Genomic DNA, 26,961 nt, shown 5'->3' with positions numbered 1-26,961 from the left:
CTTATATTTTTGCGAGGTGGCTTAATCAATGGCGGGACAATGCCTAAGAGGTTTTACATATGATATATGTTTGCTCCCAGGCTGTTGAGTTTAACCACGATGTTTTCGTAGCCTCTGTCTATGTGTTCACTTTCTTCAATGATAGTCTGACCGTTGGCAGTCATAGCGGCTATGAGTAAAGCCGCTCCGGCGCGCAGATCGGTAGCTTTAACGGTAGCTCCGCTTAATTGCGGTATTCCTCTTATTACCGCGGTCCTGCCTTCAGTGGTAATCTGTGCTCCCATGCGCAGGAGTTGATTGACATGCATGAAGCGGTTTTCAAATACTGATTCGGTCACGATGCTGCTGCCCCGGGCTGCGCATAGATAAGCCATAAATTGGGCTTGCATATCGGTGGGGAATCCCGGGTAGGGCAGGGTTTTAATATAAACCGGTCTTATTTCCTGCCAGCGGGAAACATGTATCGCATCGGCTTGTTCTTCGACCTGAGCACCGCTCTCAATCAATTTAGCTGTAGTGGCCTTGAGGTGTTCCGGGATTACATTATTGATTATGACATCACCGCCGCTGGCGGCTGCGGCTACCATATAGGTTCCGGCTTCAATGCGGTCTGGGATTGGCGTGTAAGTGGTTCCTGCCAGGGAGTCCACTCCTTCCACTTTTATGACATTACTGCCGGCGGAACTGACTCTGCCTCCCATGCAGTTGATAAAACCGGCCAGATCGACTACCTCTGGTTCAAGGGCAGCATTTTCTATGTAGGTGGTGCCCCTGGCTAAAGCGGCCGCCATCATAATATTTTCCGTCGCTCCTACACTGGGAAAGTCTAGATAGATATGCGTCCCTTGAAGCCGGCGAGCGGTAGCGATAACACATCCGCCGGTCATTTTTATCGACGCGCCCAGAGCCTCGAAACCCTTTAGATGAAGATCGATCGGACGGGTCCCTATCGCACAGCCCCCCGGCAGAGATATTCGCACCTGCCCGCGCCTGGCCAGCAAGGGTCCCATAAGCAGAAATGAGGCCCTGATCTGCCGGGATAATTCGTAATCAGGGACATTATGTTGCGGGATGCCGCTAATAATCAGTTTATCCTGACTGTATTCCACTTTAAGACCCATCTGATGTATCAAAGCCGAGATAATATGAACATCGCGAATAAGAGGTACTTGCCTGATGACAACAGTGCCGCTGCTCAATATGCTGGCGGCCAGTATCGGGAGTATGGCGTTTTTTGAGGCGTTAACCATAATTTGGCCTTTCAGGCGGGTTGATCCAGAAACCAATATTTTCAAGGCATTAACCTCCGAATTAGCTTGTCATAGTGATTAATAATCTCCAAGAATAAAAGGGCTGCCGATCATGATTACAGACTTTCCGTCAGTTTGGTTGCGGATTACTGTCTGTACATTTATGTGATGATTCCCGACCCATTCGGGGATGACCATATCACTCAGGATTTGGCTGTATCCCGACAGACTCATCACCCGGTCATCGACATACACTTCTTTGGTTTTAGCTTCCAAGTCCTTCATGACTGCCTGCAGCAGCTGCTCCTGCGTTTCGCTGTCGGTTGGTTCAGGTAGATATGCACTGAATAAATAGTAATGATGCCAATCCCAACCGGCTATGTTTTCCAGTTTATGCACCCAATCTCCCGTATCAGTCTCTGCCTCCCTGGTATAGTAGGTAAAGATGATGTTGGTGCTGTCGGTTTGATAGTCTGCTTGGATTACAACTTTCAAAAAGCTGTTTTTTTGTTCAATTTTGCACTCTCGGCGCGCTGTCCCTTCAGAAGCCTCACTTTTAACCGGGATGTCAGTCAAATCAAGGCTGGCCAGGACGGTTTCAGCGATTTGGTCGAGTTCCTGAGGAGTGGCTGCTGAATTTATTTTGGCCCAACTGTCCAGGCGAGATTCGAAGGAAATTGCACCGATTGATGCAAAAGATAGTGCAATTGGAGAATGCACTGCGTTTACGTTGCCATTGGTATAATCGATGCGCTGCTCACAAATAGCTACACATAAGGCAAAAATTATCACATACATTAAAATTTTTTTCATTAAATCTCACCTCGCCAGGAATGAGTCCGGTACCATGATTCTTGCCTCCCAACCTGGCTTTTATTCCTTTATCCAGGATAAGGATGGTCTTCGATTTACTGACATGCCTGAAAGATGTCCATGTTTTTTAGAGACTTCGGACATAACGGGATTTTCCCAGGCTATCCTTGGACAAACTGCAATTGCGGTGATTTTCATGCCAACAGAAAAAGCCCAGGTTACTGATATCAGTCAAAACCTGGACCGTTTTAGGCTATAAATAATTGTGCTCTACCATAGTATATTTGCGGGAGTAAATCTGTATTTTCAGTCACTCTTGATGTAAACGTAATAAGAGCGTTGCCTGGGGCCGTCAAATTCGCAGAAGTAGACGCCTTGCCAGGTTCCCAGAAGCAAACGGCCTCCGCAGACCGGGATATACTGGGAGAAGCCTATCAGGCTCGCCTTGAGGTGGGCAGCGGAATTACCCTCTCCATGACGGTCGCCCTTGTGCTCCCAGGGCGCCATTTCCTCCAGCCGCATTAGAACATCATGAACAACCTTAGGGTCAGCATTTTCATTGATGGTCACGCCTGCGGTGGTATGCGGGCAGTACACCAGGAGCAGTCCGTCCTTTATCCCGGATTTGTTTAAGAGCTCTTTTAATTGGGCTGAAATATCAATCATCTGGGTGTGCTGCCGGGTATGCAGATCCATTTTGTAGAGCATATTATCACCTCATACACTGAATCGGCGGTTTACCGCCGGATTATTTGCGGGGTGCTTCCAATAGCTGTAAAGGCACCAGATATTTGCTATACCTCTGGCCCTCTTTATCACAATAGCGGCCGTTTTTATCACTCACCATGACGCTGGCCCTTTTTCTGATACTGTATAAGATGCCTTCCAGTTGGCGGCCCTGATAGGGAAAGGCGACCGCGGAGCCCGGTGACAGCCCCAGCCTTTGTTGGGCTATCTGCTTGTTGGTAGGCAGTTGATGGTAGCTTTCCTTATGTCCGAACAGATTATCAGCCATAGTCTTAAAACGGCTTTGTTTGCAACTTGATTCCCCAAAACAGATGAATTCTATCACATGGATCAGCTCGTGTTCGAAAATCAACTGCAGGGCTTCGAGTCTGCTCCCGGTCTTGATCCCTCCGACCATATCGGCGCCCTCAACCATGCCATAATTGGTGAGAATCTGCTGGCTGATTCTCACCTCGATGACAGTACTGTCCGGTTTAGAGGAATCGTTCCTTAAACATACGGTTTTCCCGGCACTATTGGTCATTTTCCGGGATATGGAGAATTGCAGTCTGCCCGAATAATTCCGTTTAATCCAGCCTTCAAAAAAGACTTGATCATAAAGCTCGGACATTAATTCCAGATCATCACTGCTGAGCTGCGCCAAATCGACGCCTTTTATAACAGTTGATCTCTGCAGCAGAAAGCTTCGCACCTGCTCCCTTTTTCTTTTGATTTCCCCGCAGGGGTACGTGGTCAAGATAATATTCCTCATAATATCCCTGTTACCGGTCATTGCCGTGGTTGATGATGTCGATTTTATTTAAAAAGGAAGCCGCTCAGGCTTCCTTTTGATTTGCGATCCGTTAGATCCAACTGTAGCGGTCATCATCATCAGGGTCATCCCCCCCTGTTTCCGTTCTGATGACTGCCGGATGAGACGGATCTTTGGCGGTCAACTCTGCCAAATACTCTTCCTGACATCTTTTGGCGGCCAAAGCTTTTTCTGCAAACCTTCCCAATTGAAACCATATCAGGAAAGCAAACGCGATGGTTAACACAAAAACTATGATAATAATAATTAGCAGTGCCTTATACACCCTGACACCCCTTTTCCCGAACCACCATTGGGGATGAGTTATTCTTCCTTATTTCTCTCTTGGGCCCGCCGCTGTTTTTTACGCTCTCTCATTTCCATACGTTTCCTCTTCATTTCCAGGCCACGGGCTTCCGACCGGACAGCAGCCTGCCAGAACAAAAGATATAGTAAGCCCTTCACCAGATAGTAAATCAAAACTATTATGATTAATATCCTGATCATCTCGTTCATGACGGTACCCTCAATACTGAAACCCCTTACAGCTATATAATTCTATTTTATACAAAATGCTTACTAATATCTTTAGCGAATATTAAGATATAAGCCGGAAAGCACTAAATAATGCCTTCCGGCTTTTACCAGTCGCTATTTTACTGGTATTAGTCAGAGTATGCGCCGGCCGCTTTAAGGCGGGCAATCGCCCGTTTTAAGGCCTGTTCAGCGCGAGTGTAATTAATATTCTCAGCACGCTGCTCAAGCCGTCTTTCAGCCCTCTCGCGCGCCGCTTTAGCACGGAGCACGTCAATTTCATGACCGTGCTCGGCGGTTTCTGCCAGAACCCGGCCTTCATTATCCAGGACTTCAATAAAGCCGCCGCTAATTGCGATGCTTTTCTCGCTCCCAGCCGCATCCACATAGCGTAAAACCCCGATGTTTAACGCTGCCACCAGGGGAGCATGGTTTTTCATAACCCCCAGCTCACCATCAATGGCGGGAACAACTGTAAACGAAACCTCATTGGATTGAAGCACGCGTTCAGGAGTAACTACCTCCAGCATGTAGGTGTTGTCTGCCATAGACTAAACCTCCAGTCTTCTAGCTTTTTCCACCGCTCCTTCAACGCTCCCCACCATCAGGAAGGCTGCTTCAGGTAGATTGTCATGCCTGCCTTCCAGCACTTCAGCGAAAGAGGCTACAGTATCCTTAACCGGTACATAAATACCGGGCTGGCCTGTAAACTGCTCTGCCACGTGGAAGGGCTGAGACAGGAACCTTTCAAGTTTTCTCGCCCGAGCAACGATGATCTTATCCTCGTCACCCAGTTCGTCCATACCCAGTATAGCGATGATGTCCTGCAGTTCTTTGTACCTTTGCAGAATCTGTTGTACGCCGCGGGCAGTATAGTAATGCTTGTCACCCAAAATCTGCGGGTCCAAAATACGGGAAGTGGAATCCAGGGGGTCCACCGCAGGATAGATGCCCTTTTCAGCAATGGACCGGGCCAGAACCAGAGTCGCATCCAAATGAGCGAAAGTGGTTGCCGGCGCGGGGTCGGTCAAGTCGTCAGCAGGGACATATACCGCCTGTGCAGAGGTGATCGAACCTTTGCGGGTGGTGGTGATGCGCTCCTGCAGATTACCCATGTCAGTTGCCAGGGTAGGCTGATAACCAACCGCGGAAGGCATGCGGCCCAAGAGTGCGGACACCTCGTTGCCGGCCTGGGCAAAACGGAAGATGTTGTCGATGAATATCAGAACGTCCTGTCCTCCAATGTCACGGAAATACTCAGCGACCGTCAGTCCGGTCAACCCGACCCTAAGCCTTGCTCCCGGAGGTTCGTTCATCTGGCCGAAAATCAAAGCGCACTTTTCGATAACGCCTGATTCCACCATTTCACCCCAGAGGTCATTGCCTTCGCGGGTTCTCTCACCAACACCGGTGAATACTGAATATCCGCCATGGACATAGGCTATGTTGCGTATAAGTTCCTGGATGATAACGGTCTTGCCAACACCGGCGCCACCGAACAGGCCGATCTTACCACCTTTAGCATAGGGGCAGACCAGGTCGGTAACCTTGATACCGGTTTCAAGTATGGTGGTAGCCGGAAGCTGGTCAACCAGTTCCGGGGGTCTGCGATGGATTTCCCAATAGTCGGCGGCATCGACCGGGCCGGCTTCATCGACCGGTTGGCCCAAGACGTTGAGTATTCTACCCAGGCAATTGTCACCTACCGGTATTTTGATAGCGGCTCCGGTGTTGACGGCTTTCATGCCCCGGGAAACGCCGTCAGTGGGGTTTAAGGCCACGCATCTGACAGTATCATTGCCCAGGTGCTGCATCGCTTCCATAGTTACATTGATCTGTTCTGATCCCTTATAATTAGCCTCCTGTTCCGAGGCTTTGATGGTGATAGCACTCATCAAGTCAGGGAGTTCACCGGGTTTAAAGCGAACGTCAACAACAGCGCCTATAACCTGGGTTACCTCTCCAAATGTTACATTCGCCATCCTCTATTTTCCTCCTTTATTGAGAGCTTCGGCGCCGCCGACGATATCCAGTATTTCGTCGGTTATGGCAGCCTGTCTGGCCTTGTTCATGGCCAGGGTCAGGCTATCAATGATCTCGCCCGCATTTTGTGTGGCGTTGCCCATTGCTGTCATTCTAGCTCCGTGCTCACTGGCTTTACTTTCAAGTAATGCGTTGAATATCTGGCTTCCAATGTATCTCGGCAACAGGGCCAGAAGGATCTCATCGGCGCTGGGTTCATACAGGTAGTCAATCACAATGTCCTTTTCCTCCTCATCCTTTTCCGGAGGCTCGATAGGCAGCAATTGAGTAACCGTAGGCACCTGACGGAGAACGTTGACGAATTTGGCGTAAACCAGATACACTTCATCCACTTCTTCGTTCTCATAGGCATTAACCACATATTGGCCGATTTCTCTGGCATCTGCGTAGGAGATATTGTCTCCCAGGTTGATAAACTCGGCATCCAGGCCAGAACGTTTCCGATAGAAATCCCTGGCTTTTCTGCCTACTGCCACAATACCATTCTCAATTTTTCTTTCGTCATTCTCGATAGCTGTATTAGCTGCGCGAATAATGTTGGTATTATATGCGCCACATAATCCCCGGTCAGCGGTGATGACAACATAGCCCACTTTCTTGATATCTTCCCTTTTTGCCAAGAGAGGATGCCGTACATCGAAAGTGACTGCTGCCAGTCTGGCCAGGGTATCCCTTAAAGTTTCATTATAAGGGCGTGATGCTTCGGCGGCTTCTTGAGCCCGGCGCAGTTTGGCAGCGGAAACCATTTTCATCGCTTTGGTGATTTGCTGAGTGCTTTTGACGCTGCGAATTCTGCGCTTGAATTCTCTTATACCTGCTCCTGCCATTTATTTCACCACCCTAAACTGCAAACGTGGACTTGAATTCATTTATCGCCTTGATCAGTTTCTCTTCTATAGCACTGTCGATCTTGCCTGAATCCCTGATAGATGCCGGAATTTCACTATAATTGCTGCGGACATATTGCAGAAAATCGGCTTCAAATTCCAAGACCCGGTCTTTGGGCAGTTCGTCCAGATATCCGTTTACGCCGCTGTAAATCGAAATAACTTGTTCTTCCATCGGCATCGGTTTGTACTGTCCCTGTTTCAATACCTCGGTTACCCGCTCGCCCCGTATCAGACGTGCCAGGGTAGCCTTATCCAAATCGGAACCGAACTGTGCGAAAGCTGCCAGTTCGCGATATTGCGCCAAATCCAGGCGCAGCTGCCCTGCAACTGACTTCATGGCTTTGGTCTGAGCAGCGCCGCCGACTCGGCTGACTGACAAACCGGCGTTTATGGCCGGGCGTTGGCCGGCGTAGAACAGGTCGGTTTCCAGATAGATCTGGCCATCAGTGATGGATATAACATTGGTGGGGATGTAGGCGGAAACGTCGCCGGCCTGAGTTTCAATGATAGGCAGCGCGGTGATGGAGCCTCCACCCATTTTCTTATTCAGTTTGCAACCCCTCTCCAGCAAGCGGGAGTGCAGATAGAAAACGTCGCCGGGATATGCTTCACGTCCGGGAGGACGGCGGAGCAGCAGTGACATTTCGCGGTATGCTACGGCGTGCTTGGACAGGTCGTCATAGATGATCAGAACGTCTTTGTTCTGTGCTTCCATGAACTCTTCAGCGATGGCAACACCGGCATAGGGGGATATATAGAGCAGCGGCGCCGGCTCGGCGGCAGTTGCGGCTACGATTACGGTGTAATCCATAGCGCCCATTTCCTCAAACTTGGCGGCAATGCCTGCAATACTGGACTGCTTCTGGCCGATAGCCACATATATGCAGATCATGTCTTTTTTGTCTCTCTGGTTGATGATGGCGTCCAGAGCGATGGCGGTCTTACCCACCTGGCGGTCGCCGATGATTAATTCGCGCTGCCCGCGGCCGATGGGGACCATGGAGTCGATAGCCTTCAGCCCGGTCTGCATGGGAGTGTCAACCGGCGAACGGGTTACAACCCCGTGGGCAACCTTCTCTATAGGCCTGTAAGCATCGGGCTCGATGGGCCCTTTGCCGTCGATAGGCTGTCCCAGAGCGTTTACTACGCGGCCCAGCATAGCGTTGCCTGCGGGAACCTCCATGATTCTTCCGGTGGCTTTAACGACGTCGCCTTCTTTGATGTGATTGTATTCACCCAGCAACACCGCGCCGACATTATCTTCTTCAAGGTTCAGAACCATACCCATGGTTCCACCCGGGAATTCCAACAACTCGCCAGCCATTGCGCCCTGTAGTCCGTATACACGGGAGATACCGTCACCGACAAATATTACAGAGCCCACATTGCTGACCTCGACCTCGGATTGGTAGCGCTCGATCTGTTGCTTTAGAATTGCGCTAATCTCTTCCGGTCTAATACTCATTTATGTGTCACCCCTATCGATTTAACTTATCTTGGCTTGTTTCATGGTATTTTTTAACATCTCTAGTTTCTTGGCGACTGTGGCGTCAACGATCTGGTCGCCAATTCGGACCTTTATTCCCCCTAATAGACTCGGATCAACCATAGGCTTTAACTGCACCGTTTTTCCCGTTGATGCAGAGAGCTTTTCAGCTAGATCATTGACATCGCTTTCCGGGATCTCATGAGCCGAGTACATCTCCGCCTTGAGAATATTCCTCTGTTCATCGGCCATATCTGTATATTCTTCGGTAATCAAGGCCAGATAGGCTTCACGCTTCTTGTCAAGAATCATGCATATGAAATTGAGAGTAGTCTGAGAAATTTGCCCTGCAAATATCTTATGGGCAACTTCTTTTTTTTCTTTAGCAGGGATTAGCAAATGAGCGAAATATTCTTTTAAGAGTTCGGATTCATCAACGGCACGTACCACCAGCTCTAACTCCTGCTGATACTCGTCAACCTTTCCAGCCTCCCGGGCAATACTGAAAAATGCTTCAGCATAGCGCCTAGCGACGCTCTTATTTAACATAATAGATCGCCCGCCTCATTGACAAAATCTTTAACCATGCGCTTGTGATCATCTTCATTGATGGCTCGAGCCAAAACCTTTTCAGCTGCGGAAATGGCTAAAGCAACCGCCGAGTCTTTCAACTGTGCCTTGGCCTGTTCGGTAGCGGCGGCGATTTCGGCATGGGCTTTGTTCTTCACATTGGTGGCTTCTTCCTGGGCCTTGGCCATCATTTCGTTCTTGACGTCTTCAGCCGCTTTGGTGGCGCGGGCCACGATTTCCTGTGATTCTTTGCGGGACTCCTGCAAATTGGCCTGGGCTTCTTTACGCATTTGTTCTACTTCGGTTTTAACTTCCTCGGCATGTTTGAGGGAGCCTTCAATGGTTGCTGAACGTTCTTCTAGCATGGCATTAATAGGACCGTAACCGAATTTATAGAGCAAAGACAGCAGAATCAAGAAGTTGACTGCTGTCCAGCCAATAACATACCACTTTCCAAACTCAGGCGTCGTTCCGGTCGGTGCCGGAACCGGCACTGCCGGTCCTTCACTAGAGGCCATGCAGAAGGTGGCAAATCCCATTACCATAAAAATGGCAAAAAGGAGGATTAATGACGTATACCTTCTGTTCCTAATCACGGATGTGCTACCTCCAATCTCTTAGAGCAAATAGTTTTTGGGGCGATGAAGCCATTTTATTTAATTAATGAAGCTCCACCGCCCGCAAATCTGAGTCCACCGTATAATTACTGAATTTTACTAACTAACATGAATGCAATCAGTAGACCGTAAATGGTCAGGGTTTCAATAAAGGCCAAGGTGATGAAGAGCAGAGTTCTTACGTCCCCACCTACCTCGGGCTGCCGTGCAATAGCTTCGAACGCTTTGCCACCGGCGATACCCATACCAATACCACCACCGATACCGGAGATTGATACGGCAAGACCAGCACCTAATGCTAACATATCCATTACATTTTCCCTCCTTTCGAGCTCTAATGATATTTACATTTGAGCATTTTTAGTGCCCTTTGCCTGCTGCCGCCCCTATGTAACTGGCTGACAGCAGAGTGAAAACCACTGCTTGGATTGCTCCCAGCAGCAGGCTCAAACCCATAATGGCCGTTGGAATTATAAATGGCGCCATGAATAACAGGAAAGCCATAACCATTTCTTCCCCAAATATATTGCCGAAAAGACGGACTGTCAGGGATAATGGATGAGCTACCTCTTCGACAAGGTTTAGCGGCAGCATTAATGGGCTTGGACTGACGAAGTGGTGAAGATAATGTCCTCCATGTTCGGAGAACCCGGCGATATGAACAGAAAAGAAGGTGATAATAGCAAGGGTCATGGTAACATTCCAGTTACTGGTTGGCGGCTGAAAGCCTTGCACATGAGCCGCGCCCGGTATCAGCCCGCTGTAGTTGCTGATCAGGATAAACAGGAAAAACGAAGTAAGCAAAGGCGCCCACTTCTTGGCCACATGCTCTTCGTCCATCAATTGTGTAAAGAAGTCATAGGTAAACAATATGACAGCTTCAAAGCCGTTTTGCAGGCCAGTCGGAATCAACTGCATTTTCCTGGTAGCCATAAAGGAAATAATACCGACCAGGGCTATAATGGCCCACTCGGTTACCACCAGATGATCAACCGGAATAGGTCCGAGATGAAAAAAGACACTATCCCACATTCCAAATAACATTCTCTATTTCCCCCCTTCCCTTATTAATTTGTCGAGTTTTTGACAGCCGTTCAATTGATCAGCCAGGTTCAAAAACTTAAAACTCATATAATATAGTGATAGCTGTATGTTGGCTTGCAGAGGAGTTCTATTTCTCTCTCTATAATTGAGGAATCTCTTTCTAAGACTAGTCTCTATATCTATGAACTGTCTTAGTTCTCTCTATCGGGATCCTTTTTCTCTACCTTCTGTTGGCGTTTCGATTGTCCCATCATCTTGTCCCACATTGCTTTGATGGCAGTGGCTATTCCTATCAGGGCGCCCAGGGCTATGAACCAGGGCTCGGTATCAAAGCGCCGGTCAAGCCACCATCCGGCAAACAGGCAAATACCAACTGAAGCTGCCGCTGTAGTCGCCAGGTTGACCGCGTCACTCAATCCGCGGACCCATCCAAGCTTGGGTTTGTCTGTCATCTGCTTTCCTCTATTGCCTACATAGACGAACTATCCCTTTTCTCTATTCGTCATAAACAGGCAAATTCCTTTTTCATTTTTAATTTTATCCAGATGGATAGCCAACTCGATTTTATACAGTTATATCAGCAGAAATGGACTTTTTAACATCTTTTAATCTATCTGTGTATTGGGTAGGTACGCATTTAATTCGAGAAGCTTAATACAAAATCCTCCCCAATATATTATCTTTCTGATTTATTAAAATTTTTTCCCGATTCAGCGCATCAAGTAGCCCTTATCTTCCATCTTCTGCCAGTGTTCCTGGAGGAGGGTTTCGATGTTGAGCCCGAATTGCTCCTCCATTACAAACATCATGGTTACTGCTGTCTGAGCCACGTCTAAAAGCTCTTTGGCAATCTGGTTGACGATGGTCTTCTCATCAAGGTGAACCTGTTCCCCTGACAAACCCCGGTACTTACCGATAACCTGCGCCAGTTCTCCGGCTTCCTCCATCAGTTTCAATGCGGTGGATTCCAGGGTCGGCTTGAGCTGATTGAGTTTTGGCAAGGATAATGTTTTGGCATCCATCTGTTTAGCTCCCCGTTTTATTTGTATAGCGGATATTTATTGCATAATCCAGCTACTATTTCTCGAGCCTGGTTCAGTGTTGCTTCGTTTTCCGGGTTTCCCAGGGCTATGGCTATGGCCCTGGCGACCAGTTTCATATCATCACTGTTCATCCCGCGGCTGGTAACAGCCGGCGTGCCTATGCGGATCCCGCTGGTCACCATCGGTTTTTCCGGGTCGAAAGGTATCGTGTTCTTGTTCACGGTAATGTTCACTGTTTCCAAAATGGCTTGGGCGGCCTTGCCGGTCAACTGTTTGGGGCGTACATCAACCAGCATTAAATGGTTGTCGGTACCACCGGAAACCAAGCGCAGCCCATGCTCGGAAAGCGCAGCGGCCAGAACTGCCGCGTTCTTAACAATCTGCTCCTGATATTTTTTGAAATCATCGCTAAGGGCTTCCTTAAAACATACTGCTTTGGCAGCGATAACATGCATCAAAGGCCCCCCCTGAATTCCGGGAAATACCGCGCTATCCACCTTCTGGGCCCAATCCTTTCCGCACAAAATGACACCGCCGCGCGGGCCGCGCAGGGTTTTATGCGTGGTGGTGGTTACGAAATGAGCGTAAGGGACGGGAGAGGGGTGCAGACCTGCCGCAACCAGGCCGGCGATGTGAGCCATATCCACAAAAAGAAATGCCCCCACTTCGTCGGCGATTTCGCGGAATTTGGCGAAATCAAGGAAGCGCGGGTACGCACTGGCGCCGGCTACAATCATTTTGGGCTGGCATTCTTTGGCTACATCTCTCACCTGATCATAATCGATGGTCTCAGTTTGCGGAGATACACCGTAATCCACGAAACGGAAATATTTCCCGGAAAGATTGACCGGACTGCCATGGGTCAGATGCCCGCCATGGTTGAGGTTCATACCCATCACCGTGTCTCCGGGTTTTAACGCCGCGAAATAGACGGCGGTGTTGGCCTGTGCTCCTGAATGGGGCTGTACATTGGCGTGCTCACAGCCGAATAGTGTTTTTAGTCTCTCCCTGGCCAGATTCTCAGCTACATCGACAAATTCACATCCCCCATAATATCTCTTGCCGGGGTAACCCTCAGCGTATTTATTTGTCATGACGCAGCCTTGCGCCGCCATAACTGCTCGCGAAACAAAATTCTCAGATGCTATTAACTCCAGTTTCTGATCCTGGCGGTTTTCTTCCAGGGCTATGGCTTCCGCGATCTCAGGGTCGACTTCTCTAACGTACTGCTCGATATAATCCAATTTTAATTAACCCCTCTCTCGACATTTTTTTTCTAGCATCTTTAATTTTTCTACCCGGGCCTGGTGTCTACCTGCTAGAAATTCGGTATACAAAAATGTTTTCACTATTTCCCGGGCGGTTTCTGCTTTCAGCAGACGAGCCCCGATGGATACGATATTAGCGTCATTATGCTCACGAGCCAATCGGGCCATTTCCGGGGTGAGGCAAACAGCGGCCCTTATTCCAGGTATTTTATTGGCGGCAATGGCAATCCCGATCCCGGTTCCGCAAATCAGTATTCCCGGACATTTTAAATCAAGCACTTTGGCGGCTGCCAGCTCGGCAATGTCGGGATAATCCACTGATGCACCGCTGTAAGTGCCGCAGTCATATATTTCAACCCCGCCGGCGCCGAGCATGTCCATCAGATCAGCTTTCAAATCCACTCCGGCGTGGTCGCTGCCTATAACAACCTTCATGACTTCATCTCCTGTAAAATCATTGCTCATCAAGCCTGCTAATCAGCTTATCTGCTACCCTGATCATCAGTCTCTTAATTTCACTGGCACTCTCCACATATTTTACCGCATCCATTCCAAAAGGGTCGAGTATATCCCGGCCGGTTTCTCCGGCCATACCCGCCAGGGTATCAATTTTCCGCATGTGGTCCGGATATTTGTCCAACATGTACTCACGCTGCGTCGCTGTCATTGTCAATATTATATCCGCTTTCTCCACCAGATCCTGATGTAAGGGCTGGGAACGATGCCCGCTGATGTCCAGGCCTTGCAGCTGCATAGCGTATACCGCCCCGGGGGAGGCCGGCCAGCCCGAACCGGCCGCAAGACCAGCGCTGACAATATGGTATTGCTCGAAATCCGCCCCTTTGTCCTGCAGGATTTTGCTCAACATGGCTGCAGCCATAGGGCTTCTGCAGGTATTGCCGGTGCAAACCAAAAGGATTTTCATAGATTGATCACCTCTAGAACCATAACAGTTTCACAGCCAGTGCAATCAACACCAGGCCTCCGATCATCTGCGCGTAACTGCCCACCAGCCGGTTCAACAGGCGGCCTCCCAAGAAGCCGAACCAGGTCAACAAACCGGCTATAGTCCCCATAGTCAATACTGTGACTAAAAGGGGCATCTGAAAAGTACCCAGTCCAAATCCTACCGCCAGAGCATCCATACTCACCGAACAGCTCAAGAGCCAGATATTGTTCAGGGTCTGGGGTCCTGACGCAGCCCGCCGCTGAGCTGCTTCAGCAAATGAATAGCTGCGGGGGCGGATGTCTTTCAAGCCTTTTAACAAAAAGCTAACCCCGATATATATCAGCACAACCGCACCCAGCCGCTGTGCCCATACCCCTAAAAACCTCCCCGACACGACCCCTAGATACAGGCCCATCAAGGGCATAAAAACATGAAATAAGGCGACCAGGCCGGAAAATTTTATTTCATAACGATAGGATACCCCTTTCAGGCCCAATCCAAGAGCCAGAGAAAAGGCATCCATTCCCAGAACGACTGCAATTATAGCTACTGTGACAAATTGTTCACCCATAATGATAAAAGATTCCTTATGTAAAATAATTCAACTGACCCCTGCGGCCCGTCTGATGCGGTCTGCCAGCGACCGGCCCCAACCGGTCAAATCAGCCGGCAGCGGGGCAAAAATCAGTCTCTGCAAACCCTGTGTTTCAGCCTCGCGGATGATTGAGAATAAATCCCCGCCTTGCACCTTTAAGTTCAATGTATATGCTTTAAGACTATCAGCCATACCCGGAGCGGGATGCTCCCCATAATGCACCAGGGCTGCCGTGCCATGCGGACAGGCCGAAAGAGCAGTCAGAAGCTGTCCCCGATCCTCACAGAGTTCAATTCTTAAGTCCCCGGTTTTATAAGCCTGTTTAGGCCTTGTGACGGCTTCCAGGCGACAGCCCAGAATCGCTTCCAATTCCTCTAAAGGCACGCCTCCCTGGCGCAGGATTTCGGGCTTTTCCCGGCTCAGATCCACGATGGTTGACTCCAGGCCGACATCGGTTGGTCCTGCATCCAGTATGGCAGCAATCTGCCCATCCAAATCATCCATTACATGCCCGGCCGATACCGGGCTGGGTCGACCGCTCAGATTGGCGCTGGGGGCCGCTATAGGGCCGGATTTTTCTATCAAGGCCAGGGCTACGGGATGAGCCGGCATTCGCAAGCCCACACTGTCTTTTCCCCCTAAAACAACTTTGGGGACCCGGGGTGAGGCTGGCAAGATCAAAGCCAGGGGACCCGGCCAGAAGCTCTCCATCAACAGCCGGGCCAGGGGTGAAATAACCGTGACCAGCCGATTAACCTGATCGAGATCGCTGACATGCACCAGGAGCGGGCTCCGGGGTATGCGTCCTTTTACCTCGAAAATCCTCTGCACCGCCTCGGGATTATAAACATCAGCCCCCAGGCCGTAAACCGTTTCGGTAGGAAAAGCCACCAGTTCACCGCGCTTCAGCAAGGCTGCGGCCTCTTCGATCAGTTCTTTTTGTGGCTTTTCTCTATCGATCTTCCAGCGGAGGGTACTCATTCTGGCTTTCCTCCCTGATGACAATCAAGCGGTCTTTGCCTGCCAAATCAGACACTAACTGGCTGCAGCCATACGGGCGGGCCATATCCAGAGCGGCCTGGCCCTGCCCGGCCCCGATCTCCAGCAGCAGATGCCCGCCCGGACTGAGCCGTTTCATCGCTTCTGGCAAGAACCTTCGATAAACATCCAGGCCGTCTCCGCCGGCCAGCAGGGCTAGCTCGGGCTCATATCGGCGGATACCCGCATCCAGGGTCTCATACTCTGCCGCCGTTATATACGGCAGGTTGGCTGTGATGAGGTCGTACTCCTGAGCCGGATCGACCTCGGCGAAAAGGTCGCTCTGGCAAAACTCTATCTGCACTCCATGCCGCTCAGCATTGCGCCTGGCAACCTCGATAGCCGGCAGGGATACGTCTACGGCGGTGACCTTTCCCCCGGCTGAATAATAGGCTAAACTGACTGCAATAGCCCCGCTTCCGGTCCCCATATCACAAATGCGGAGTTTCCTGGCAAGACACAAATCCAGAGCCGTCTCTACCAGGAGTTCGGTCTCCGGCCGGGGGATTAATACCTGGGGGCTGACCTCAAAGCTCAGGGACATAAACTCTTTCTCACCGATGATGTAGGCTAACGGCTCCTGCCTGGCCCTTCTCTGGATAAGGCCGCGGAATCTTGCCCTCTCCTGCTGATTAACCGGCTTATCGAAATAAGTATACAAAAAAACCCGGTCTTCCTCCAGGGCATAGGCCAGCATTATCTCCGCCTCCAGGCGAGCTGCGGCGATGCCTCGGTCCTGAAAATACCGGGTCGTCCAAGATATTAATTCCTTTATTGTCCAATCCTGGGCCACTTACTCCACCTGTTTCAAGCGTTCTGCCTGGTCATGAGCGATCAAGGCCTCAATAATCTCTTTAAGCTGTCCTTGCAGAATAACATCCAGCTTATGCAGGGTCAGGTTAATACGATGATCGGTTACCCTGCCCTGGGGGAAATTATAGGTGCGAATACGCTCACTGCGATCCCCGCTTCCCACCTGGTTCTTGCGGGTGCCGGCGTATTCGGCGTTTTTCTCTTCTTCCAGCATTTCTTTCAGTCTGGCCCGCAGGACTCGCAAAGCCTTGGCTTTGTTCTTGTGTTGTGATTTTTCATCCTGACAGGTCACCACCAGCCCGGTGGGAAGATGGGTGAGGCGCACCGCGGATTGGGTGGTGTTGACCGATTGCCCGCCGGGTCCGCTGGAACAATAGACGTCCACTCTGATTTCGGCCGGGTCGATGTTAACCTCAACCTCTTCGGCCTCAGGAAGCACGGCTACAGTAGCGGCCGAAGTATGAATCCGGCCTCCCGATTCGGTGGTGGGAACCCTTTGTACGCGATGCACTCCGGATTCATATTTCAATTTGCTGTAGGCCCCCTGCCCGTCGATGACGAAGATCAATTCTTTGATACCGCCGATGTCGGTATAATGTGAATCCATAATGTCTATCTTCCAGCCCTGCTCCTCAGCGTAGCGGCTGTACATGCGGAAGAGGTCGTTAGCGAATAACGCGGCCTCATCCCCGCCGGTACCGGCGCGGATTTCCATGATAACGCTTTTGTCATCATTGGGGTCCCGGGGCAGGAGCAATACCTTCAATACAGCTTCCAGTTCATCGCGGGCGGCTTTAAGATCCTCCAGTTCAGTCTCGAGCAGAGACTGAAATTCCTGGTCGTGTTCTTCTTTCAATAGCTCCTGAACCTCCTGGAGCTGTGAGTTGATGGTTTTATAGCGCCGGTATTGAGCAACAATCTCGGTTAGATCTGCATGTGCTTTGGCGACCTTTTGATATTTTTGCTGGTCGGAAATGGTCTCCGGGCGGCTCAAAAGCTCGGTCAGCTCATTATATTTGTCTTCCAGGTTGTCCAGCTTGGAAAGCACTGATATCCCTCCTGATTCAATGAAGGCTTGCGTAAATTGTGCGCCGAAATGCAGGCGGCACAGCCGCCTTCCTTACGCATTTCGTGTGCATCGCGCTGCGAGCGTTTTATCAAACGCCCCTTCAGTAGGAGACCCGACTCACTACTGAAGACAATTATGTTTATCCCATCCACCTACAGAGGTCGGGATCTTAGGGGCGTTTGATAAAGCTCTGGGCGGATTATCCGGTGGCCTGCTCGACCTGGGGCTCTGCCGGCGGGTCTTTGGTTTCATCATCCAGGAGGCGCTGCAAGGCCGCAATGGCCACCTCCATTTGATCATGGTCGGGTTCCCGGGTGGTCAAACGCTGCATCCATAATCCGGGGGCTATTAAAAAATTCAGCCAGCCCTTTCCATAGTATCGCCCGCTCAATTTTAAGAATTCATATCCCAATCCTGCTACAATGGGAAGCACAGCCAGGCGGGACCATATCCGATACCACAGGCTGCCTTCACCCAGCAGGGCAAAAACCACAATCGATATAATCATCACTATCAATAAAAAAGAGGTGCCGCACCGGGGGTGCAAGGATGAATGCCGCTTCACATTATCCACAGTGAGCGGTTCGCCCGCTTCATAGGCGAAAATGGTTTTATGTTCGGCCCCATGATACATGAAGACCCGTGCTATATCGGGCATGCGTGAGATTGCGATCACATACAGAAAGAAAAAGGCGATACGAATAAACCCCTCGACCAGGTTCTGCGCCCAGGGCCCGGCCAAAAAGTCCTGCAAGTAGTGTACAATGGCAGTTGGCAGGACCATAAACAACAGTATGGCCAGTCCAAAAGCGACCACCATAGTGATGAGGATTTCCCAAAAACTGAGTTCATCCTCATCCTCATCCAAAGCCAGGTTGGCCGAATGATTGAGCATTTTTATCCCGACCACCAGCGATTCGATTAAGACGAAGGTGCCGCGAATAAATGGCCATTGAAGAAATGGAAATCGCTTGGCCCAGTCATTGTTGGGCTGTTCGTCCACCTGTATGGTGCCGTCGCTTTTCCTTACAGCAATAGAGGTTCTGGCGGGACCGCGCATCATGACACCTTCGATTACCGCCATACCCCCATAAGGGAACTTTTTTTGCATTTTTCACCACCTGGCAATGCCGAGAACAGAATCAGAGCCTGAAAACGGCTCTGATGTTGCATAGAAAAGAGCAGAGACCCCGTCTCTGCTGCTTGTTATTACCCTAAACCATACTTCTTTTTAAATTTATCCACTCTGCCGGTGGTATCAACCACCCGGCTCTTATTGCCAGTATAAAAAGGATGGCACTTGGAGCAAATCTCCACGCGAATGCCGGATTTTGTGGAGCCTACTTCGAATTCATTGCCACAAGCACACCTAGCCGTGGTTTTGGAATACTGGGGATGTATCTTTTCTTTCATGGTTTCACCTCGCTTCGGGTTGCTTCCTGATAATTGCAGCCATAATCGCTGCAGTAACGATTATATCAATTCTGATTGTAAAACACAAGCGGCAACTAAATGCTCATTCCGGCTTGCCGTCAGGGTCGGGCGGCATTTCCTGTCTATAGCGATAAGTGAAGAACTGCTGCTGGTGGAAGCTGTCATAAGGGGTGACATATTGCTCCACATTTTCGGTTTGAGCCATCTTCTCGAAATAGACGAACATCTTGGCGTCCAAGTTATCCATAACGTGCAGCAGGAAGGCTTCCGGGAAAAGCGGTTTGACCGGGGAGCCATATTCCAGGCTGCCATGGTGACTGAGGACGAGGTGCTTGATCATGTTTTCCAGCATAGGCGGAAAATCATAGCCCTCTGCGCGCATCTTTTGAACGGCCTGGTCTACCAGTTGATATCCCATGACGATATGTCCCAGCAGTTTACCCTCCAGGGTATATTCCGGCACCACCTGCAGCTCATACTCTTTCATCTTGCCGATGTCGTGAAGAATAGCGCCGGCAACCAGCAGATCCCGATTCAGTTCTGGATAGAGTTGAGCGGCGTGCTGACACAGCTTGACCACAGCCAGAGTGTGTTCCAACAGTCCGCCCATATAGTTGTGATGGATGCGTTTGGCCGCTGGCGTGGTGCTGAAGTCGGCGATGCATTGCGGGGTTAATATCGTCTGAAGCAAAAAGGATAAATGCGGGTCGGCAATAGATTCCACCGCCTGTTTCAATTCTGCCATCAAGGTTTCACGGGGAACGGGGGCCGCCAAAAGGTAAGCGGAAGGATTCTCATCGAGAATCTTGATGCGTTTGGCGGTAATCTGCTGACGGTTGTTGTACAGGCTGGTATCGGCTTGCATACCGATCACCACTCCTTTATGCAAATCTCCTTGCACCTGGCAATTGTCCCACACCACCACCTCGATCGAGCCCGAGCTGTCCGCCAGCCGCAGGTTGATAATATCCCGGCCGTTTCTGGTTTTACGCTGATTTTTCTCGGCAACCATGTATTTGCCCCAGAACTGCGCTCCGGATGCTAAACTGGCGACCTCTTTGCTGGTATATGGCCCGGGGATGCTCATGCAGTAATCCCTCGCTTTCAATTCCTAATATTTGTCAACCTCATGGGTATAAGATCCCAGCCTTACTGCAGGGGCTTCCCTTTGCAAGGTCGCAATCATAGAGGTTATGCCTATTCCGGCGCTCTTAAACCCCATATGCTGATCGATCACGTCCGGGTCGATATTGAGGTTGCGCATTTGAATCATGTCAACCGGATTCTCCTCCAGAAAACCAAGCAAGGCCTCAACTTCCTGAGGCTGATCGGTAAATCCCGGCAGGACCAAAAGATTAAGCGAAACCTGAATGTTTTGATCCAGGGCGGCTTTAATGGAGTTGAACACCTGCCCCAGTTTATAGTTCTGGGGGCGATGGTAAAGATTATAGTTTTCTTCCACCAGGGAGAATATGGTCACCCTGATGGCATCCAAGCCGGCCTTAAATATCTTCTGGAGCTGTTTATGATTGCCGCCATGTGAATTGATATTAATGGTGCCACCCGGGGTTTGGAGACGCATGCGACCAATGGCCGGGGCTATCAAGTCGGCATTGAGGGAGGGTTCGCCTTCGCACCCCTGCCCAAAGCTGATTATGGCCCGGGGCGCGTTTTTGAGGTGATTGACTCCCAGTTCCACAATCTCATCAACGGTGGGCACAAAACCCAGGCGATGCTGAGGCGAATCGGCCTCACCATGCTGCTCCGATATGCAGCCCAGGCAATTGGCATTGCAGGCCGGGGTGCTCGGAATGCCCGCCTCCCAACGCTGGTAAAACATATTCTGTGCGGTGAAGCATCCGTATTGCAGGGAACATTTGGCCAATTGACGCAGGATGCGATTATGGGGAAATCTCCTCAGCATGCGGTGGATACGCCGGCTGAGCTGTTCGGTGTTATAATACCGCGGGTGCCAGGAATGATGGCGGTCGCTCTGCACTGCCGCCGCATAGACCTTATCACCCCGAAAACCTACGGCAGTATACCCCAGAAGAGGAATGACTCCTCCTTGGGCCCGGGGTATACAGGCCGGCAGCAGGGTGCGGGTAAAGCCTTGCGGGAGCAATGCGGCCACAACGCCCGCTCTTTTCCCGGGGCAGCCGGGATCACTGTTCAGGCACATGGCCTGGTTGTCATTTTCCAGGCCCACCGGGAAATAACCGGGTATATTTACCAGGGATGACCCGGAAGGAAGCGGAATCATTTCACTCTGCTCCGGAATCACCCAGCTGTTTCCGCTCCGCCCTAACATGGCTAAATCAGGATGCTCCATCCATTCCCCATTCTCATTGCTGTACATTACATAATACATATTGGTTGCGAATTTCCTCTCCGGCTGACTATAACTAGTAATAGCCTATCTCAAATCTACCCATAAAAAAAGCCCCCATATGGGGGCGTGATATTTAACGCAGTTAACGCAATTGGCTTAGCGGATTAACCGTTTTTCCGTTAAGTTTAACCTCAAAATGCACATGGGGTCCGGTAGTTCGTCCGGTGGTGCCTACCAGGGCAATAATCTGTCCTTTGCGAACCCTCTGATTTTTATGAACCAGAATACTCTGGGCATGTGCATAGAGGGTCTCCCTGCCATCATTGTGGCTGATAATCACGGTTTTTCCGTAGATGGGTTTGGTGCCGCTGAAGATAACGATTCCATCAGCAGCCGCTTTGATGGGGGTGCCGGTTTCCTGAGCAATATCCACGCCATGATGAAATCCTGATTTTCTCCAACCATAAGCTGAAGTGACCTCACCGCTTACCGGCCATCCAAAAGCGGCAAGATCGATGCTATAGCCCCGGGAGGGAGTACTGCTGGCAGCAATGCTGTCTGCCTCGAAGCCGGGGATAATCAATACATCTCCGACCTCTAGCTGGTAAGGATCTTTGCCCTGGTTGGCCATGGCTAGAGCCTCTACACTCACCTTATACCTGGAGGCCAGCAAAGATAAGGTGTCCCCTTTCTTCACTGTGCAGGTTGAAATCGGTATTTTCAAGGTTCTGCCTACAGTCAGCAAATCATCCTCATCAAGGTTGTTCATCAATAAGAGCGCATCTAAATCAACATGATATTCCCTGGATAATGCCCACAGGGTATCGCCATTTCTTACCACATGATCCCTGCTGCTACTGAGCCCGGTTTCAGGCTCTGCGGTAGCTGCAGACATCCACGGTAGGAAATCCCCCGGACAGAGTGCAGCCGCAACCGGGCCCACTACACTGCCCAGAAAGATAATGCCAACCAGCAGTGAGCTGATCCATTTCCTTTTCATAGTACACCTCGCTTTTGAAGACCAACAGTCAACATATACCATAGTCTCCACATAAGCCAAGGCATTTATTCATCCATATTTGAGAAACAACTACTCAGATGGGATTTTTTCCTTATTTTAGTAGGATTTTCGGGCATGGTCGGTTTTTCCAAAAACCAACGGAGCCGCTCGCAACAAGTCCTTATTGGTCTTGGTTTTTTTCATGGTATCTAATATCATCTGCATGGTTTCAACCGGATTATAATCACTGAACATGTTGCGCAGATTCCACATCAGTTCTAACTCTTCGCCGCTCAGCAAGAGCTCTTCTTTTCTGGTGCCGGATCGTTTGACATCGATGGCCGGGAATATACGCCTTTCGGCCAGCTTTCTTTCCAGTACCAGCTCCATGTTGCCCCGGCCCTTAAATTCCTCAAAAATGACCTCGTCCATCCTCGAACCGGTTTCAACCAGAGCCGTGGCACAGATAGTCAGGCTGCCTCCCTCTTCGATATTGCGCGCCGCCCCGAAGAAGCGTTTGGGTTTATCAAGCGAGGCCGGGTCAATGCCGCCGGATAGTGTCCGGCCGCTGGGAGGCACCACCAGGTTGTGGGCTCGGGCCAGCCTGGTGACACTGTCCATGAGAATAACCACGTCTTTTTTATGTTCCACCAGCCGTTTGGCCCGTTCCAGAACCATGTCGGTTACTTTCACGTGGTTTTCCGGAGGCTCGTCAAAGGTAGAAGACACCACCTCCGCTTTGGTGGAGCGCTGCATATCCGTAACTTCCTCAGGGCGTTCATCTACCAGCAGTATGATCAATACGACATCCGGATGATTTTCGCTGATGCCCTGGGCAATTTTCTGCAGCAGGATGGTCTTGCCGGCTTTAGGCGGAGCCACGATCAGACCGCGCTGTCCCTTGCCGATTGGCGCAATCAGGTCGATGATGCGGGTGGACAGCTCGCGCTGTACGGTCTCCAGGTTCAGCCTTTCGGTCGGATACAGGGGGGTTAAGGCATCAAAATGGATTCTTTTGATAGATTCTTCTGGCGGGAAGCCGTTAACGCCCTCCACCTTGAGCAAGGCAAAAAACCGCTCATTATCCTTGGGAGATCGTACCTGACCACTTACATGGTCGCCGGTACGCAATTCAAATTTCCTTATCTGGGAAGGTGAAACATAAATATCGTCCTGACTGGGCAGGTAACCAAACGGCCTCAGGAATCCATATCCATCCGGCATAATCTCCAGAATTCCCTGAGCCTGCAAGAGCTGATCGGAATGGGTTAAGGCTTTGGTAATCTCGAATACCAATTCCTTCTTACGCAGCTTGGAATATCCGGCCAGGTTCAAATCCCGGGCAATCTGGTATAACTCCAACATATTTTTGTTGTCCAGTTCGGAGATATTCACCTTTTCTTCCCGTTGTCCTCCCTTCATACCAACATCCTTTCATTTACATAATCTACTACTTATCGGTCAACACCAATAATAAGTCCTTAAAAACTCAATTATAGCCATCACAAGTGAATGTTCCGCTCTGATTATCTACAGTTGGACCAACCGACATGATATTATGAGGGTTTGTTCATCAGATTGAAGCCCCAGCACGTCACGCTGGGCGAAGGTTGAGATAGCACTTTTGATAAGCCTCTGCCAGATATTATCCCATAAATTTAAACGGATAATCCAATAAATCGCAAAATTTACCGGCTTAGTCCATCCTCAGCTTAATACGATTATCTCTGAATAATGGTTTTTTATCAAGATGATGCTCGGCAATAATACGGCGAATGGTTCCTGACAGGCTCCTCATCACCAGCGTATCGGTAGTGGCCCGCCGCTTATGGTAGCGCACTCCTTTAAGCAAAAACGATCCGGTGATACCGGTGGCTACAAAAATAACGTCCTCTGATTTGACCAGGTCGTCAATGGTAAACACGGTGTTGATATCCTCTATGCCCATTTCCTTGCAGCGCCGGATCTCTTCAGGCGCTTCAGGGCCTTCAGGCGTTAAGCGGGCCTGAAAATCGCCGCCCAGACACTTAAGCGCGGCCGCGCTGATCACCCCTTCGGGCGCTCCGCCGATGCCCAGCAGAATATCGACTCCGGAATCTTCATAGGCTGCAGCTACAGCCGGCGAAATATCTCCGTCGGTGATCAGGCGAATGCGGGCTCCGGCCTGGCGGACCTGTTCCACGATGTGTTCATGACGGGGACGGTCCAGAATAACCACGGTTACTTCGCTGATCAGTTTATGCAAGGCCCGGGCCACTTCTTTCAGATTCTCCTTGACCGGCGCGTCCAGGTGAACTCGGCCTTTGCATTCCGGTCCCACCGCTATTTTGTCCATATACATGTCAGGGGCATGCAATAGAGATCCCCGGGGAGCAGCCGCCAGGACTGCAATCGCTCCGACGCCGCCTTTGGCTACGATAGTTGTCCCTTCCAGGGGATCAACGGCAATGTCAACTTCAGGAGGCACACCCATTCCTACCCGCTCGCCTATGTACAGCATGGGGGCCTCGTCCATCTCCCCTTCGCCGATCTTGACAATGCCGTCAATAGCAACAGTATCAAACATAACCCGCATGGCAGTTACTGCAGCATCATCAGCGGCTTCTTTATTGCCTTTGCCCACCCAACGGGAAGCTGCCAGAGCGGCAGCCTCGGTGACCCGGGCAAATTCCAATGCTAATTCCCTCTCCACAATCTTTACCCCCTGCCTCAGATTCTAAAAAACCTGCTTCCAATCATTCATAAATTTATCAATACCGGCATCGGTCAGCGGGTGCTTGATCATCTGTTTGATCACCGCATAAGGAACCGTTGCTATATGGCAGCCGGCGCGGGCTGAAGCGGTAACATGCATGGGATGCCTGATACTGGCTGCTATAACCTCGGTGTCTAACATGTATTGATCCAGAATCTCGATCAAGTCCTTCAGCAATGCCATCCCATCATAACTGATATCATCGACCCGCCCTATAAACGGGCTCACATAACTGGCCCCGGCACGAGCCGCCAGTATGGCCTGGTTGCACGAAAAGACCAGGGTGGCGTTGGTGTCAATCCCTTCTTTGTTCAGGCTGGATATGGCCCTGAGCCCAGCTTCAGTGAGAGGAATCTTCACCACCACATTGGGATGTATCTCAGCCAACTGCCGCGCCTCCTGCATCATGCCCGGATAGTCCAAGGCGATGACCTCGGCGCTGATGGAACCATCCACCAGATTACAGATCTCGCTGATCACCTGATGGTAGTCGCGTCCTTCCTTGGCTACCAGGGTTGGATTGGTGGTGACTCCATCAAGAAATCCCAGGGAATGTATTTCGCGTATTTCGGCGATATTCGCTGAATCGATAAATATTCGCACTTGCGCCTCCTTTTTCTAGATCCTGCCACTGCTTCCAAAGACCCTCATTTTATCGCGGATAATGTTTACAGCCGCTTCGCGAGCCGGGCCCAGGATCTGGCGGGGATCGATTTCATCCGGTTTATTTTCGATAACCTCTCTCATCGCCCCTACGAAGGCTTCTCGGATATTGGTATCGATGTTAACCTTGCGCACCCCCAATGAGATGGCCTGGCGCACTGCCTCATCCGGCACCCCGGAAGACCCGTGCAAGACTATGGGGATGTTCACCAGGCCTTGAATGGTGGCCAGGCGCTCAAAATCAAGCTTGGGCTCGCCTTTGTATTGCCCATGAGCGGTGCCGATGGCTATAGCCAGGCTTTTTACGCCGGTCTGTTCTACAAAATAGCGGGCTTCCTCGGGATCGGTGTAGGTGGCTTCACGCATGCTTACATGAATGTCATCCTCGGTTCCGCCTATTTTCCCCAGTTCAGCTTCTACGGATACCCCTATGGGGTTGGCGATCTCCAGTATTTTTTTGGTGGTAGCGATATTATCCTCAAGACTCAACTTGGAGCCGTCATACATCACCGAACTGAACCCGCTGCGGATGCACCTTATCACCTGATCGAAGTCGGTGCCGTGATCAAGGTGCAGGGCTACCGGAACCGGACTCTTCTCTGCGGCAATTTTGACCATTCCGGTAATATAATCCAGGCCGGCATACTTGATGGCGCCCTGGCTGGCCTGCATGATTACCGGAGATCTCTCCAGCTCCGCAGCCTGGATTATGGCTTGAACGATCTCCATGTTATTGGCATTAAAAGCACCTACCGCATAGCCTTCCTTCTGGGCATGCTCCAACAGGGTATCAACCCCCACCAGCGGCATATTAATCACCTCGTTGTAAATTATTGAACCTGTTCTGCACTTACCATTTGCTGCACTACCTGACGTAGATTCATTATGTCAAAAGGCTTGGTAATACACCTTTTTACCCCGGCATCAAGAGCTTTTTTAATAACATCCATCTCCCCGTAGGCGGTCATCATAACGATGGTCAATTCAGGGTGATTTTCAAGGATTTTTTGCGAGGCTTCCAGGCCGTTCATATTAGGCATTTTCATATCCATTAAGATAATATGGGGTGTTATACTGTCAATCTTGGCAATGGCTTCTAACCCATCGGAGGCCGTATGGACAATCCAGTCGTCCTTCTTGAATAGTTCTTCTAATAAGCGGCGCACTCCCTTTTGGTCATCCACAATCAATATTTCATGGCGCATTTCAGCTACCCCT

General features: G+C 50.4%; 33 protein-coding genes. All 33 read right to left on the bottom strand.

Going from position 1 to position 26,961, the window contains the following annotated elements:
- Positions 1-53: 53 nt before the first annotated feature.
- The gene (murA, locus tag B3W37_RS04100; protein WP_481041677.1) at positions 54-1,295 is read right to left on the bottom strand and encodes a UDP-N-acetylglucosamine 1-carboxyvinyltransferase; all 1,242 of its coding nucleotides are present in this window, start codon (positions 1,293-1,295) and stop codon (positions 54-56) included.
- Between the two features lie 33 nt (positions 1,296-1,328).
- Positions 1,329-2,063 carry a YwmB family TATA-box binding protein gene (locus B3W37_RS04095; RefSeq protein WP_481041679.1) on the bottom strand — a complete coding sequence of 245 codons (735 nt, stop codon included), beginning with the start codon at positions 2,061-2,063 and terminating at the stop codon, positions 1,329-1,331.
- Positions 2,064-2,369: 306 nt separating this feature from the next.
- On the bottom strand, positions 2,370-2,771 hold the full coding sequence (locus B3W37_RS04090) for a secondary thiamine-phosphate synthase enzyme YjbQ (protein ID WP_481041681.1): 402 nt from the start codon (positions 2,769-2,771) through the stop codon (positions 2,370-2,372).
- A 40-nt stretch (positions 2,772-2,811) separates the two neighbouring features.
- Complete coding sequence (locus B3W37_RS04085; protein WP_483174858.1) at positions 2,812-3,546, bottom strand: hypothetical protein; 735 nt, start codon at positions 3,544-3,546, stop codon at positions 2,812-2,814.
- A 106-nt stretch (positions 3,547-3,652) separates the two neighbouring features.
- Positions 3,653-3,886: a hypothetical protein gene (locus tag B3W37_RS04080; RefSeq protein WP_483174857.1), complete on the bottom strand. Its 234-nt coding sequence runs from the start codon at positions 3,884-3,886 to the stop codon at positions 3,653-3,655.
- A 38-nt stretch (positions 3,887-3,924) separates the two neighbouring features.
- Positions 3,925-4,116 (bottom strand): hypothetical protein, encoded by a 192-nt coding sequence (locus B3W37_RS04075; RefSeq protein ID WP_481041687.1) that lies wholly within the window; start codon positions 4,114-4,116, stop codon positions 3,925-3,927.
- Positions 4,117-4,265: 149 nt separating this feature from the next.
- A complete protein-coding gene (locus B3W37_RS04070) occupies positions 4,266-4,682 on the bottom strand; it encodes a F0F1 ATP synthase subunit epsilon (RefSeq protein WP_483168974.1) in 417 nt (138 codons plus the stop codon).
- A gap of 3 nt (positions 4,683-4,685) precedes the next feature.
- Positions 4,686-6,116, bottom strand: coding sequence for a F0F1 ATP synthase subunit beta (atpD, locus tag B3W37_RS04065; RefSeq protein ID WP_481041691.1), 1,431 nt, complete (start codon positions 6,114-6,116; stop codon positions 4,686-4,688).
- A 3-nt stretch (positions 6,117-6,119) separates the two neighbouring features.
- On the bottom strand, positions 6,120-7,004 hold the full coding sequence (atpG, locus tag B3W37_RS04060) for an ATP synthase F1 subunit gamma (protein ID WP_483174856.1): 885 nt from the start codon (positions 7,002-7,004) through the stop codon (positions 6,120-6,122).
- A 13-nt stretch (positions 7,005-7,017) separates the two neighbouring features.
- Positions 7,018-8,532 (bottom strand): F0F1 ATP synthase subunit alpha, encoded by a 1,515-nt coding sequence (gene atpA / locus B3W37_RS04055; protein ID WP_481041695.1) that lies wholly within the window; start codon positions 8,530-8,532, stop codon positions 7,018-7,020.
- Positions 8,533-8,553: 21 nt separating this feature from the next.
- Positions 8,554-9,102 carry a F0F1 ATP synthase subunit delta gene (locus B3W37_RS04050; RefSeq protein WP_481041697.1) on the bottom strand — a complete coding sequence of 183 codons (549 nt, stop codon included), beginning with the start codon at positions 9,100-9,102 and terminating at the stop codon, positions 8,554-8,556.
- The gene (gene atpF, locus B3W37_RS04045; RefSeq protein ID WP_483174855.1) at positions 9,096-9,719 is read right to left on the bottom strand and encodes a F0F1 ATP synthase subunit B; all 624 of its coding nucleotides are present in this window, start codon (positions 9,717-9,719) and stop codon (positions 9,096-9,098) included. Before atpF ends, B3W37_RS04050 begins: the two co-directional genes overlap by 7 nt.
- 107 nt (positions 9,720-9,826) lie before the next feature.
- A complete protein-coding gene (gene atpE / locus B3W37_RS04040) occupies positions 9,827-10,051 on the bottom strand; it encodes an ATP synthase F0 subunit C (RefSeq protein WP_481041701.1) in 225 nt (74 codons plus the stop codon).
- A gap of 49 nt (positions 10,052-10,100) precedes the next feature.
- Entirely contained in the window at positions 10,101-10,784 is a 684-nt protein-coding gene (atpB, locus tag B3W37_RS04035; protein ID WP_481041703.1) for a F0F1 ATP synthase subunit A, read from the bottom strand.
- 191 nt (positions 10,785-10,975) lie between these two features.
- Positions 10,976-11,236 (bottom strand): AtpZ/AtpI family protein, encoded by a 261-nt coding sequence (locus B3W37_RS04030; RefSeq protein ID WP_481041705.1) that lies wholly within the window; start codon positions 11,234-11,236, stop codon positions 10,976-10,978.
- Between the two features lie 258 nt (positions 11,237-11,494).
- Positions 11,495-11,806, bottom strand: coding sequence for a MazG-like family protein (locus tag B3W37_RS04025; protein ID WP_481041707.1), 312 nt, complete (start codon positions 11,804-11,806; stop codon positions 11,495-11,497).
- Positions 11,807-11,823: 17 nt separating this feature from the next.
- Entirely contained in the window at positions 11,824-13,071 is a 1,248-nt protein-coding gene (locus B3W37_RS04020) for a serine hydroxymethyltransferase (protein WP_483174854.1), read from the bottom strand.
- Positions 13,072-13,077: 6 nt separating this feature from the next.
- Positions 13,078-13,530, bottom strand: a complete 453-nt coding sequence (rpiB, locus tag B3W37_RS04015; protein WP_481041711.1) for a ribose 5-phosphate isomerase B — start codon at positions 13,528-13,530, stop codon at positions 13,078-13,080.
- Between the two features lie 19 nt (positions 13,531-13,549).
- Entirely contained in the window at positions 13,550-14,020 is a 471-nt protein-coding gene (locus tag B3W37_RS04010; RefSeq protein WP_483174853.1) for a low molecular weight protein arginine phosphatase, read from the bottom strand.
- Between the two features lie 13 nt (positions 14,021-14,033).
- On the bottom strand, positions 14,034-14,615 hold the full coding sequence (locus tag B3W37_RS04005; protein WP_483174852.1) for a manganese efflux pump MntP: 582 nt from the start codon (positions 14,613-14,615) through the stop codon (positions 14,034-14,036).
- Positions 14,616-14,645: 30 nt separating this feature from the next.
- Positions 14,646-15,620 carry an L-threonylcarbamoyladenylate synthase gene (locus tag B3W37_RS04000; RefSeq protein ID WP_483174851.1) on the bottom strand — a complete coding sequence of 325 codons (975 nt, stop codon included), beginning with the start codon at positions 15,618-15,620 and terminating at the stop codon, positions 14,646-14,648.
- A complete protein-coding gene (prmC, locus tag B3W37_RS03995; protein ID WP_483174850.1) occupies positions 15,592-16,470 on the bottom strand; it encodes a peptide chain release factor N(5)-glutamine methyltransferase in 879 nt (292 codons plus the stop codon). Before prmC ends, B3W37_RS04000 begins: the two co-directional genes overlap by 29 nt.
- Positions 16,471-17,538: a peptide chain release factor 1 gene (gene prfA, locus B3W37_RS03990; RefSeq protein WP_481041721.1), complete on the bottom strand. Its 1,068-nt coding sequence runs from the start codon at positions 17,536-17,538 to the stop codon at positions 16,471-16,473.
- 220 nt (positions 17,539-17,758) lie between these two features.
- Positions 17,759-18,670 (bottom strand): DUF1385 domain-containing protein, encoded by a 912-nt coding sequence (locus B3W37_RS03985; RefSeq protein ID WP_483174849.1) that lies wholly within the window; start codon positions 18,668-18,670, stop codon positions 17,759-17,761.
- Between the two features lie 98 nt (positions 18,671-18,768).
- The gene (gene rpmE / locus B3W37_RS03980) at positions 18,769-18,972 is read right to left on the bottom strand and encodes a 50S ribosomal protein L31 (protein ID WP_481041725.1); all 204 of its coding nucleotides are present in this window, start codon (positions 18,970-18,972) and stop codon (positions 18,769-18,771) included.
- A 103-nt stretch (positions 18,973-19,075) separates the two neighbouring features.
- A complete protein-coding gene (locus tag B3W37_RS03975; protein ID WP_483174848.1) occupies positions 19,076-20,101 on the bottom strand; it encodes a 3'-5' exoribonuclease YhaM family protein in 1,026 nt (341 codons plus the stop codon).
- A 3-nt stretch (positions 20,102-20,104) separates the two neighbouring features.
- Positions 20,105-21,352, bottom strand: coding sequence for a radical SAM family protein (locus tag B3W37_RS03970; RefSeq protein WP_483174847.1), 1,248 nt, complete (start codon positions 21,350-21,352; stop codon positions 20,105-20,107).
- 115 nt (positions 21,353-21,467) lie between these two features.
- The gene (locus tag B3W37_RS03965; RefSeq protein WP_481041731.1) at positions 21,468-22,325 is read right to left on the bottom strand and encodes a peptidoglycan DD-metalloendopeptidase family protein; all 858 of its coding nucleotides are present in this window, start codon (positions 22,323-22,325) and stop codon (positions 21,468-21,470) included.
- 117 nt (positions 22,326-22,442) lie between these two features.
- A complete protein-coding gene (gene rho, locus B3W37_RS03960) occupies positions 22,443-23,747 on the bottom strand; it encodes a transcription termination factor Rho (protein WP_481041733.1) in 1,305 nt (434 codons plus the stop codon).
- 274 nt (positions 23,748-24,021) lie between these two features.
- Positions 24,022-25,017: a class II fructose-bisphosphatase gene (glpX, locus tag B3W37_RS03955; protein WP_481041735.1), complete on the bottom strand. Its 996-nt coding sequence runs from the start codon at positions 25,015-25,017 to the stop codon at positions 24,022-24,024.
- A gap of 24 nt (positions 25,018-25,041) precedes the next feature.
- On the bottom strand, positions 25,042-25,683 hold the full coding sequence (fsa, locus tag B3W37_RS03950) for a fructose-6-phosphate aldolase (protein WP_481041737.1): 642 nt from the start codon (positions 25,681-25,683) through the stop codon (positions 25,042-25,044).
- Between the two features lie 15 nt (positions 25,684-25,698).
- Entirely contained in the window at positions 25,699-26,553 is an 855-nt protein-coding gene (locus B3W37_RS03945) for a class II fructose-1,6-bisphosphate aldolase (RefSeq protein WP_481043044.1), read from the bottom strand.
- Positions 26,554-26,573: 20 nt separating this feature from the next.
- Positions 26,574-26,948: a response regulator gene (locus B3W37_RS03940; protein ID WP_481041739.1), complete on the bottom strand. Its 375-nt coding sequence runs from the start codon at positions 26,946-26,948 to the stop codon at positions 26,574-26,576.
- Positions 26,949-26,961 lie beyond the last annotated feature (13 nt).

This window comes from Syntrophomonas sp. UBA5494, from assembly GCF_002426325.1.
Note: the sequence above shows the minus strand (reverse complement) of the source record. Positions and strands in the feature narration are given on the sequence as shown.

What these genes read in the sequence shown, in the direction of transcription:
- B3W37_RS04095 (WP_481041679.1), bottom strand. Translation starts at nt 2,063, where the DNA reads ATGAAAAAAATTTTAATGTATGTGATAATTTTTGCCTTATGTGTAGCT.
- B3W37_RS04090 (WP_481041681.1), bottom strand. Translation starts at nt 2,771, where the DNA reads ATGCTCTACAAAATGGATCTGCATACCCGGCAGCACACCCAGATGATT.
- B3W37_RS04075 (WP_481041687.1), bottom strand. Translation starts at nt 4,116, where the DNA reads ATGAACGAGATGATCAGGATATTAATCATAATAGTTTTGATTTACTAT.
- B3W37_RS04070 (WP_483168974.1), bottom strand. Translation starts at nt 4,682, where the DNA reads ATGGCAGACAACACCTACATGCTGGAGGTAGTTACTCCTGAACGCGTG.
- atpD (WP_481041691.1), bottom strand. Translation starts at nt 6,116, where the DNA reads ATGGCGAATGTAACATTTGGAGAGGTAACCCAGGTTATAGGCGCTGTT.
- atpG (WP_483174856.1), bottom strand. Translation starts at nt 7,004, where the DNA reads ATGGCAGGAGCAGGTATAAGAGAATTCAAGCGCAGAATTCGCAGCGTC.
- atpA (WP_481041695.1), bottom strand. Translation starts at nt 8,532, where the DNA reads ATGAGTATTAGACCGGAAGAGATTAGCGCAATTCTAAAGCAACAGATC.
- B3W37_RS04050 (WP_481041697.1), bottom strand. Translation starts at nt 9,102, where the DNA reads ATGTTAAATAAGAGCGTCGCTAGGCGCTATGCTGAAGCATTTTTCAGT.
- atpE (WP_481041701.1), bottom strand. Translation starts at nt 10,051, where the DNA reads ATGGATATGTTAGCATTAGGTGCTGGTCTTGCCGTATCAATCTCCGGT.
- atpB (WP_481041703.1), bottom strand. Translation starts at nt 10,784, where the DNA reads ATGTTATTTGGAATGTGGGATAGTGTCTTTTTTCATCTCGGACCTATT.
- B3W37_RS04030 (WP_481041705.1), bottom strand. Translation starts at nt 11,236, where the DNA reads ATGACAGACAAACCCAAGCTTGGATGGGTCCGCGGATTGAGTGACGCG.
- B3W37_RS04025 (WP_481041707.1), bottom strand. Translation starts at nt 11,806, where the DNA reads ATGGATGCCAAAACATTATCCTTGCCAAAACTCAATCAGCTCAAGCCG.
- rpiB (WP_481041711.1), bottom strand. Translation starts at nt 13,530, where the DNA reads ATGAAGGTTGTTATAGGCAGCGACCACGCCGGAGTGGATTTGAAAGCT.
- B3W37_RS04010 (WP_483174853.1), bottom strand. Translation starts at nt 14,020, where the DNA reads ATGAAAATCCTTTTGGTTTGCACCGGCAATACCTGCAGAAGCCCTATG.
- B3W37_RS04005 (WP_483174852.1), bottom strand. Translation starts at nt 14,615, where the DNA reads ATGGGTGAACAATTTGTCACAGTAGCTATAATTGCAGTCGTTCTGGGA.
- B3W37_RS04000 (WP_483174851.1), bottom strand. Translation starts at nt 15,620, where the DNA reads ATGAGTACCCTCCGCTGGAAGATCGATAGAGAAAAGCCACAAAAAGAA.
- B3W37_RS03985 (WP_483174849.1), bottom strand. Translation starts at nt 18,670, where the DNA reads ATGCAAAAAAAGTTCCCTTATGGGGGTATGGCGGTAATCGAAGGTGTC.
- rpmE (WP_481041725.1), bottom strand. Translation starts at nt 18,972, where the DNA reads ATGAAAGAAAAGATACATCCCCAGTATTCCAAAACCACGGCTAGGTGT.
- B3W37_RS03970 (WP_483174847.1), bottom strand. Translation starts at nt 21,352, where the DNA reads ATGTACAGCAATGAGAATGGGGAATGGATGGAGCATCCTGATTTAGCC.
- B3W37_RS03965 (WP_481041731.1), bottom strand. Translation starts at nt 22,325, where the DNA reads ATGAAAAGGAAATGGATCAGCTCACTGCTGGTTGGCATTATCTTTCTG.
- rho (WP_481041733.1), bottom strand. Translation starts at nt 23,747, where the DNA reads ATGAAGGGAGGACAACGGGAAGAAAAGGTGAATATCTCCGAACTGGAC.
- B3W37_RS03945 (WP_481043044.1), bottom strand. Translation starts at nt 26,553, where the DNA reads ATGCCGCTGGTGGGGGTTGATACCCTGTTGGAGCATGCCCAGAAGGAA.
- B3W37_RS03940 (WP_481041739.1), bottom strand. Translation starts at nt 26,948, where the DNA reads ATGCGCCATGAAATATTGATTGTGGATGACCAAAAGGGAGTGCGCCGC.